General features: G+C 45.7%; 2 protein-coding genes, 2 tRNA genes, 3 rRNA genes and 3 pseudogenes. 5 read left to right on the top strand and 5 right to left on the bottom strand.

The window, feature by feature from the left end:
• The 5 genes and pseudogenes from AYJ55_RS12400 to AYJ55_RS26050 form a co-directional block, all read left to right on the top strand.
• Nucleotides 1-661: pseudogene (locus AYJ55_RS12400) on the top strand (FtsX-like permease family protein); the annotation flags it as partial.
• Nucleotides 654-1357, top strand: a pseudogene (lolD, locus tag AYJ55_RS12395) (lipoprotein-releasing ABC transporter ATP-binding protein LolD). The pseudogenes AYJ55_RS12400 and lolD, both read left to right, overlap by 8 nt.
• 2 nt (nt 1358-1359) lie before the next feature.
• Nucleotides 1360-2607: a lipoprotein-releasing ABC transporter permease subunit LolE gene (gene lolE, locus AYJ55_RS12390; RefSeq protein ID WP_063656686.1), complete on the top strand. Its 1248-nt coding sequence runs from the start codon at nt 1360-1362 to the stop codon at nt 2605-2607.
• A 92-nt stretch (nt 2608-2699) separates the two neighbouring features.
• Nucleotides 2700-3521 (top strand): Sir2 family NAD+-dependent deacetylase, encoded by an 822-nt coding sequence (gene cobB, locus AYJ55_RS12385; protein ID WP_063656688.1) that lies wholly within the window; start codon nt 2700-2702, stop codon nt 3519-3521.
• Nucleotides 3522-3828: 307 nt separating this feature from the next.
• Nucleotides 3829-3978 (top strand): annotated as a pseudogene (locus tag AYJ55_RS26050) (ATP-binding protein); the annotation flags it as partial.
• Nucleotides 3979-4093: 115 nt separating this feature from the next.
• Here AYJ55_RS26050 and rrf read toward each other — a convergent pair.
• The 5 genes from rrf to AYJ55_RS12360 all read right to left on the bottom strand — a co-directional run.
• Nucleotides 4094-4209, bottom strand: a 5S ribosomal RNA gene (gene rrf, locus AYJ55_RS12380).
• A 156-nt stretch (nt 4210-4365) separates the two neighbouring features.
• A 23S ribosomal RNA gene (locus tag AYJ55_RS12375) occupies nt 4366-7268 on the bottom strand.
• Nucleotides 7269-7573: 305 nt separating this feature from the next.
• Nucleotides 7574-7648 (bottom strand) — tRNA-Ala (locus AYJ55_RS12370).
• Between the two features lie 67 nt (nt 7649-7715).
• Nucleotides 7716-7786 (bottom strand) — tRNA-Ile (locus AYJ55_RS12365).
• Nucleotides 7787-7852: 66 nt separating this feature from the next.
• Nucleotides 7853-8933 (bottom strand): 16S ribosomal RNA (locus tag AYJ55_RS12360); the annotation flags it as partial.

The raw sequence follows: 8933 nt of genomic DNA, 5'->3' as shown, positions 1-8933 counted from the left end.
GTCAGCGTTTATTCACGGTAGCAGGCTTTTTTGCTACCGAAGGTGAAGCCGATAATAGCGAATTATTGGTTAATCAACAGGACGCGGCACGATTAATGCGTTATCCGATCGGTAATATTACGGGTTGGCGTCTTTATCTTAACGCACCTTTAACCGTTGATAACTTGAGTCAACAGACGTTACCAGCAGGTATGGTATGGCAGGATTGGCGCGAACGAAAGGGTGAGTTTTTTCAGGCAGTGAGAATGGAAAAAATATGATGGGATTATTATTGAGTCTCATTATTGCCGTGGCAGCTTTTAATATTGTTACTTCACTTTCATTATTGGTTATGGAAAAACAGTCTGAAGTGGCTATTTTGCAAACATTAGGTTTAAAGCGAGGCCAGATTATGGCTATTTTTATGTTACAGGGAGCAGGGGCAGGCATCATTGGTACCATCATTGGATCATTATTAGGTCTATTTATCGCAAGCCAGCTTAATATAATAATGCCTATGTTAGGTTTGTTGGCTAAAGGAATCGAATTACCGATATCTATTGATCCTGCTCGTATTATATTAATCGCTTTATCTTCAATCGCTATCTCATTATTGGCCACCCTTTATCCATCTTGGCGTGCAGCCACCGTTCAACCTGCAGAGGCTTTACGTTATGAATAATTCTCCGCTATTAGTTTGCCAGGACCTCTGTAAATGTTATCAAGATGGCAAAATTTCGACTAATGTACTTAAAAATATCTCCTTCTCAATCAATAAAAGTGAAATGATGGCAATTCTGGGTAGTTCAGGCTCTGGCAAGAGTACGCTACTGCATTTATTGGGTGGATTAGATACGCCAACTAGCGGTGATGTCATTTTTGATGGTAAAAAAATTATCTCACTTTCTACCAATGGGAGAGCTGAACTACGCAATCAGAAGTTGGGGTTTATTTATCAATTTCATCACCTATTACCGGATTTTACTGCGTTGGAAAATGCAATGATGCCATTATTAATTGGCGGAATGACTTGCGTGAAGCGCAGCAAAAAGCGAGTGAGATGTTAGCAGCAGTAGGTTTATCGCATCGAGTTAATCATCGCTCCGCTGAATTATCTGGCGGTGAGCGGCAGCGAGTTGCAATTGCTCGGGCAATTGTTAATGAACCTGCTTTAGTACTGGCGGATGAACCGACCGGTAATTTGGACTTACACAATGCAGATGTCATTTTTGATTTATTAATGGATCTTAATCGACAAAAAGGGACGGCATTTTTAGTTGTGACTCATGATTTGCGACTTGCCGGTCGTTTAACTCGTCAGCTGGAAATGCGGGATGGTTATTTACAGGATGATCAGAGCTTAATGGGAGTGCAATGATCATGGCGGAATTACCCCGTGCGTTAAAAATTGCACTTCGTTTTAGTCAAGGCAAGAAAAGAGCTGGCTTGGTTTCATTGATCTCGATTATTTCTACACTAGGTATTGTGCTTGGCGTTGCAGTGTTGATTATTGGCTTAAGTGCAATGAATGGTTTTGAACGTGAATTAAAAAATCGCATACTTTCAGTTATCCCTCATGGACAAATTGCGGCAGTCAATCAGCCTTATTTAAATTGGCAAGCTGATTTAGATAAGGTTCGACAAACACCAGGGGTTGTTGGAGTATCACCCTATATTAATTTTACTGGGTTGCTCGAAAAGGGGAGCGCATTGAAAGCGATCCAGGTAGCCGGTGTTGATTTATCGTCAGAGCGATCAGTTAGTTCGTTACCTAATTTTATCTTGAATGATGCCTGGCAAAAATTAAAACCCGGCAATAACGAAATTATTTTAGGTCAAGGTGTGGCAGAAACATTAAAAGTTTCGCCTGGAGATCATATTACCATCATGATCCCTAATCATGATGATAAATTACGTATTCAGCAACCGAATCTAATTAGTGTCACGGTTATTGGCGTATTCAAATTAGATGGTATGTTAGATCATCAGCTGGCAATTGTACCATTGCAAGATGCGCAGCAATATTTAGCCTATGGTGATGGTGTTACTGGTTTTCAGATCAGTGTGAATGATGTTTTTGCTGCCAATAAAGTGGTTTATGATGCCGGTATAAATACTGGCCATTATGTCACTATTAAAAGTTGGATAGCGGATTATGGTTACATGTATAACGATATTCAAATGGTGCGTGGCATAATGTATCTGGCCATGATTTTGGTAATTGGTGTCGCCTGTTTTAATATTGTCTCTACGCTGGTAATGGCAGTGAAAGATAAAAGCACTGATATTGCGGTGTTGAGAACACTCGGTGCTAAAGATAGTTTTATTCGTGCTATTTTTTTATGGTATGGATTAATAACGGGAATGGTTGGTTGTTTTATTGGTATGTTAGTCGGGATTTTTATATCACTAAATTTAACGACTATTATTAAATGTATAGAAAATATTGTTGGTCATCCTATTTTGTCAGGTGATGTTTATTTTATTGATTTTTTACCCTCTGAGCTCCATATTACCGATGTATTTTATGTCATGTTAACAACATTAATTTTAAGTTTACTCGCAAGTTGGTATCCAGCTAAACGGGCAACAAAAATAGATCCGGCGCGAATTTTAAGTGGGCAATAACAGTTGTTATTTTTGCTGTCATTATCTAAAAAAGGCGATGGTTTGATTGAAAGTAATGGGTCGTTTAGCATGAAAAAGGATACTGTCCAATGATGCGGTTTTATTGTCGACTTAGAAAGTTACGTAAAAAGAAAAAATTACATCGACAAAGATTTCGTTGTTGCCTTTTTTACCGAGACAAACAGTTGATTGATAAGATGAAAACAAAAAAAGTTGTCGTGTTAACCGGCGCAGGGATTTCAGCTGAGTCTGGAATTCGCACTTTTCGCGCAACGGATGGTTTATGGGAAGAACATCGGGTTGAAGATGTTGCAACACCTGAAGGTTTTGTTAGAGATCCAGAGTTAGTACAACGTTTTTACAATCAGCGTCGTTATCAATTACAGCAAGCGGATATAAAACCCAACGCAGCCCATTATGCGTTAGCAAAATTAGAACATTTCCTGGGTGATAATTTTTTATTAGTTACACAAAATATCGATAACTTACATGAAAAAGCGGGTAATAGACGCATTGTTCATATGCATGGTGAATTATTAAAAGCTCGCTGCTGTCAATCAGGTCAGGTTATTGAATGGAAAGGAGATCTAACAACCGAAGACCGTTGTCACTGTTGCCAATTTCCTCAACCTTTGCGTCCCCATATTGTTTGGTTTGGTGAAATGCCACTAGGCATGGAGGTGATTTATCAAGCTTTATCATCAGCGGATATTTTTGTCACAATTGGTACATCGGGATATGTTTATCCTGCCGCTGGGTTTGTACATGAAGCTAAACTTGCTGGTGCACATACCGTTGAATTGAATCTTGAACCCAGCCAGGTTGAAAGCCAGTTTGATGAAAAACATTATGGTGCTGCCACAAAAATTGTTGAAAAATATATTAGCGGGCTACTTGCAGAGATCAAAGTATGATTAAGTAATAATGCATTTTATTAATATATCTGCTAAAACTGATTTGACGCAATAATTGTCATTAATCCCTTTCGCATAAGCATAATGCGGTATTAGCTCATTGGGGGAAGAGAAATGGACACGAGTTTCGCACAGGCATATAAAATTCCAGAAATGGCTTAAAAGCAATGGTTAATTTGCAAGTTACTAAAACGTATAAATTTGTTTAAATTACAATAAGTTGCTTTTAATTTATAAGATTTTGTCTATTTATATATTATGCTGAATTAAACTTAAAAATAGAGCGTTTTTTATTGGTGCGAAACTCGTGATATTGACGAGTAACTTATCATTTGGGCAATGGCACAATGCCTTTGCTGATGACGTAACATTAACCGCCGCAATGCTTGATCGTTTACTTCATCATTCGCATGTACTGCAATTGAGCGGTGAAAGCTATCGATTGAAAGAAGATTAAGCGGCGCTCAGGAGCAATAACCGAGTAAAACAGTGGATCAATTTCGATTGATCGTATTTAGCTAAAAAGTGGATCAGTTTTGCATGATCGCTGACAGGTGGCCTTAATATTTTAAGCTTAGCGGTTCCCTACTCTCACATGGGGAGACCCCACACTACCATCGGCGCTACGGCATTTCACTTCTGAGTTCGACATGGGGTCAGGTGGGACCACCGCGCTATTGCCGCCAGACAAATTCTTTTTTATTTATCCCGTCTCATTTCGCTGCCTTTCAGCCTGCTCACCTACCTCAGTACGCGACCAAGTCTCTGCCATCAGCAAAATTCGACCAGATTCAATCTCTGAACAAGCTAAAATTCTCTCTCTCAAAAACACCTTCGGTGTTGTTAGGTTAAGCCTCTCGGGTCATTAGTACTGGTTAGCTCAACGTATCGCTACGCTTACACACCCAGCCTATCTACGTCCTCGTCTCGAACACCCCTTATAGGACATTACTGTCAGGGAAGACTCATCTTGAGGCAAGTTTCCCGCTTAGATGCTTTCAGCGGTTATCTCTTCCACACTTAGCTACCAGGCGATGCCATTGGCATGACAACCTGTACACCAGTGGTGCGTCCACTCCGGTCCTCTCGTACTAGGAGCAGCCCCCCTCAATCTTCCTTCGCCCACGACAGATAGGGACCGAACTGTCTCACGACGTTCTAAACCCAGCTCGCGTACCACTTTAAATGGCGAACAGCCATACCCTTGGGACCTACTTCAGCCCCAGGATGTGATGAGCCGACATCGAGGTGCCAAACACCGCCGTCGATATGAACTCTTGGGCGGTATCAGCCTGTTATCCCCGGAGTACCTTTTATCCGTTGAGCGATGGCCCTTCCATTCAGAACCACCGGATCACTAAGACCTACTTTCGTACCTGCTCGCGCTGTCACGCTCGCAGTCAAGCTGGCTTATGCCTTTGCACTAACCTCACGATGTCCGACCGTGATTAGCCAACCTTCGTGCTCCTCCGTTACGCTTTGGGAGGAGACCGCCCCAGTCAAACTACCCACCAGACACTGTCCTCAGCCCGGGTTACGGGCCTAAGTTAGAACATCAAACATTAAAGGGTGGTATTTCAACGTCGGCTCCATGCAGACTGGCGTCCACACTTCAAAGCCTCCCACCTATCCTACACATCAAGGCTCAATGTTCAGTGTCAAGCTATAGTAAAGGTTCACGGGGTCTTTCCGTCTTGCCGCGGGTACACTGCATCTTCACAGCGAGTTCAATTTCACTGAGTCTCGGGTGGAGACAGCCTGGCCATCATTACGCCATTCGTGCAGGTCGGAACTTACCCGACAAGGAATTTCGCTACCTTAGGACCGTTATAGTTACGGCCGCCGTTTACTGGGGCTTCGATCAAGAGCTTCGCCTTACGGCTTACCCCATCAATTAACCTTCCAGCACCGGGCAGGCGTCACACCGTATACGTCCACTTTCGTGTTTGCACAGTGCTGTGTTTTTAATAAACAGTTGCAGCCAGCTGGTATCTTCGACTGGCTTCCGCTCCGGATGCAAGACCCTTCACCTAATGCCAGCGTGCCTTCTCCCGAAGTTACGGCACCATTTTGCCTAGTTCCTTCACCCGAGTTCTCTCAAGCGCCTGAGTATTCTCTACCTAACCACCTGTGTCGGTTTGGGGTACGATTAATGATTACCTATCGCTTAGAGGCTTTTCCTGGAAGCTGGGCATCAACTACTTCACCACCTTAGTGGCTCGTCATCACGTCTCAGTGTTGTAGCAGTGCGGATTTGCCTGCACTACCCACCTACTCGCTTAAACCGGGACAACCGTCGCCCGGATAGCCTAGCCTTCTCCGTCCCCCCTTCGCAGTAACCCTTAGTACGGGAATATTAACCCGTTTCCCATCGACTACGCTTTTCAGCCTCGCCTTAGGGGTCGACTTACCCTGCCCCGATTAACGTTGGACAGGAACCCTTGGTCTTTCGGCGAGCGGGTTTTTCACCCGCTTTATCGTTACTTATGTCAGCATTCGCACTTCTGATACCTCCAGCAGACCTCTCAGTCCACCTTCTACAGCTTACAGAACGCTCCCCTACCCAACAACACCTAAGTGTCGCTGCCGCAGCTTCGGTGCATGGTTTAGCCCGTTACATCTTCCGCGCAGCCGACTCGACCAGTGAGCTATTACGCTTTCTTTAAATGATGGCTGCTTCTAAGCCAACATCCTGGCTGTCTAAGCCTTCCCACTTCGTTTCCCACTTAACCATGACTTTGGGACCTTAGCTGGCGGTCTGGGTTGTTTCCCTCTTCACGACGGACGTTAGCACCCGCCGTGTGTCTCCCGTGATAACATTCTTCGGTATTCGTAGTTTGCATCGGGTTGGTAAGTCGGGATGACCCCCTAGCCGAAACAGTGCTCTACCCCCGAAGATGAATTCACGAGGCGCTACCTAAATAGCTTTCGGGGGGAGAACCAGCTATCTCCCGGTTTGATTGGCCTTTCACCCCCAGCCACAAGTCATCCGCTAATTTTTCAACATTAGTCGGTTCGGTCCTCCAGTTAGTGTTACCCAACCTTCAACCTGCCCATGGCTAGATCACCGGGTTTCGGGTCTATACCCTGCAACTTAACGCCCAGTTAAGACTCGGTTTCCCTACGGCTCCCCTATGCGGTTAACCTTGCTACAGAATATAAGTCGCTGACCCATTATACAAAAGGTACGCAGTCACACCCTTTCGGATGCTCCTACTGCTTGTACGTACACGGTTTCAGGTTCTATTTCACTCCCCTCACCGGGGTTCTTTTCGCCTTTCCCTCACGGTACTGGTTCACTATCGGTCAGTCAGGAGTATTTAGCCTTGGAGGATGGTCCCCCCATATTCAGACAGGATAACACGTGTCCCGCCCTACTCTTCGAGCTCACAACACTTACCGCTTCAGATACGGGGCTATCACCCTTTATTGCGGGCCTTTCCAGACCCTTCTCCTGCGGTAAATTTTGATGTTGACTCTGGGCTGCTCCCCGTTCGCTCGCCGCTACTGGGGGAATCTCGGTTGATTTCTTTTCCTCGGGGTACTGAGATGTTTCAGTTCCCCCGGTTCGCCTCATTTGACTATGATTCATCAAACGATAGTGCATCAATGCACTGGGTTTCCCCATTCGGACATCGCCGGCTAGTACGCTTCATATCAGCTTACCGACGCTTTTCGCAGATTAGCACGTCCTTCATCGCCTCTGACTGCCTAGGCATCCACCGTGTACGCTTAATTCGCTTAACCTCACAACCCGAAGGTGTCTTACGCTGCCTTTTTGCTAGGTTATGGGCACCTCTCCACCCATTCTTTATTGGGCAGTGCTCGCTGTGCGCTGGCCGTCTCGAATGGCTGACTGCTCGCTCATAACGCTTTCATCATGACAACAAAAACCCAACTGATTGGAGTTTTGAGAGTTCTCCACACTATTTTTCAATAATGTGTGTTTCAATTTTCAGCTTGTTCCAGATTGTTAAAGAGCATTATTATTCGCAGCATACTGTTGCCAGCCTGCTCTGAATAACTTTTTATCTATATTTTATCTTGCAATATGGTGGAGCTAAGCGGGATCGAACCGCTGACTCCTGCGTGCAAAGCAGGCGCTCTCCCAGCTGAGCTATAGCCCCATTAAGATTGTCGTATCATTACACCTTCCTGCTAACCTTACCTTTCAGCCACATCCATCAGCAATGTTGGTAGGCCTGAGGGACTTGAACCACCGACCCTTATCAGGGGTGCGCTCTAACCACCTGAGCTACAAGCCTAATGATACCTTCTGCTCAATCTTCATCAGACAATCTGTGTGAACACTCACATTCCATCTATCTAGGTAAGGAGGTGATCCAACCGCAGGTTCCCCTACGGTTACCTTGTTACGACTTCACCCCAGTCATGAATCACAAAGTGGTAAGCGCCATCCAAAAGGTTAAGCTACCTACTTCTTTTGCAACCCACTCCCATGGTGTGACGGGCGGTGTGTACAAGGCCCGGGAACGGATTCACCGCGACATGCTGATCCGCGATTACTAGCGATTCCGACTTCATGGAGTCGAGTTGCAGACTCCAATCCGGACTTTGACGTACTTTCTGAGTTCCGCTTCCCCTCGCAGGCTCGCCTCTCTCTGTATACGCCATTGTAGCACGTGTGTAGCCCTACTCGTAAGGGCCATGATGACTTGACGTCATCCCCACCTTCCTCCGGTTTATCACCGGCAGTCTCCTTTGAGTTCCCGACCGAATCGCTGGCAACAAAGGATAAGGGTTGCGCTCGTTGCGGGACTTAACCAACATTTCACAACACGAGCTGACGACAGCCATGCAGCACCTGTCTCAGCGCTCCCGAAGGCACACCTCTATCTCTAAAGGCTTCGCTGGATGTCAAGAGTAGGTAAGGTTCTTCGCGTTGCATCGAATTAAACCACATGCTCCACCGCTTGTGCGGGCCCCCCCGTCAATTCATTTGAGTTTTAACCTTGCGGCCGTACTCCCCAGGCGGTCGATTTAACGCGTTAGCTCCGGAGGCCACAGTTCTAGACCACAACCTCCAAATCGACATCGTTTACAGCGTGGACTACCAGGGTATCTAATCCTGTTTGCTCCCCACGCTTTCGCACATGAGCGTCAGTCTTTGTCCAGGGAGCCGCCTTCGCCACCGGTATTCCTCCACATCTCTACGCATTTCACCGCTACACATGGAATTCTACCCCCTCTACAAGACTCTAGCTAACCAGTCTTGAATGCCATTCCCAGGTTAAGCCCGGGGATTTCACATCCAACTTAATTAACCGCCTGCGTGCCCTTTACGCCCAGTAATTTCGATTAACGCTCGCACCCTCCGTATTACCGCGGCTGCTGGCACGGAGTTAGCCGGTGCTTCTTCTGTCGCTAACGTCAATTGCTAAGGCTATTAAC

Source organism: Candidatus Arsenophonus triatominarum, assembly GCF_001640365.1.
Classification (GTDB): Bacteria; Pseudomonadota; Gammaproteobacteria; order Enterobacterales; family Enterobacteriaceae; genus Arsenophonus; species Arsenophonus triatominarum.
This window is presented reverse-complemented; position numbering and strand designations above follow the sequence as displayed.

Excerpts from the sequence above, each read along its gene's own strand:
- lolE (WP_063656686.1), top strand. The coding sequence starts at position 1,360 with ATGGCGGAATTACCCCGTGCGTTAAAAATTGCACTTCGTTTTAGTCAA.
- cobB (WP_063656688.1), top strand. The coding sequence starts at position 2,700 with ATGCGGTTTTATTGTCGACTTAGAAAGTTACGTAAAAAGAAAAAATTA.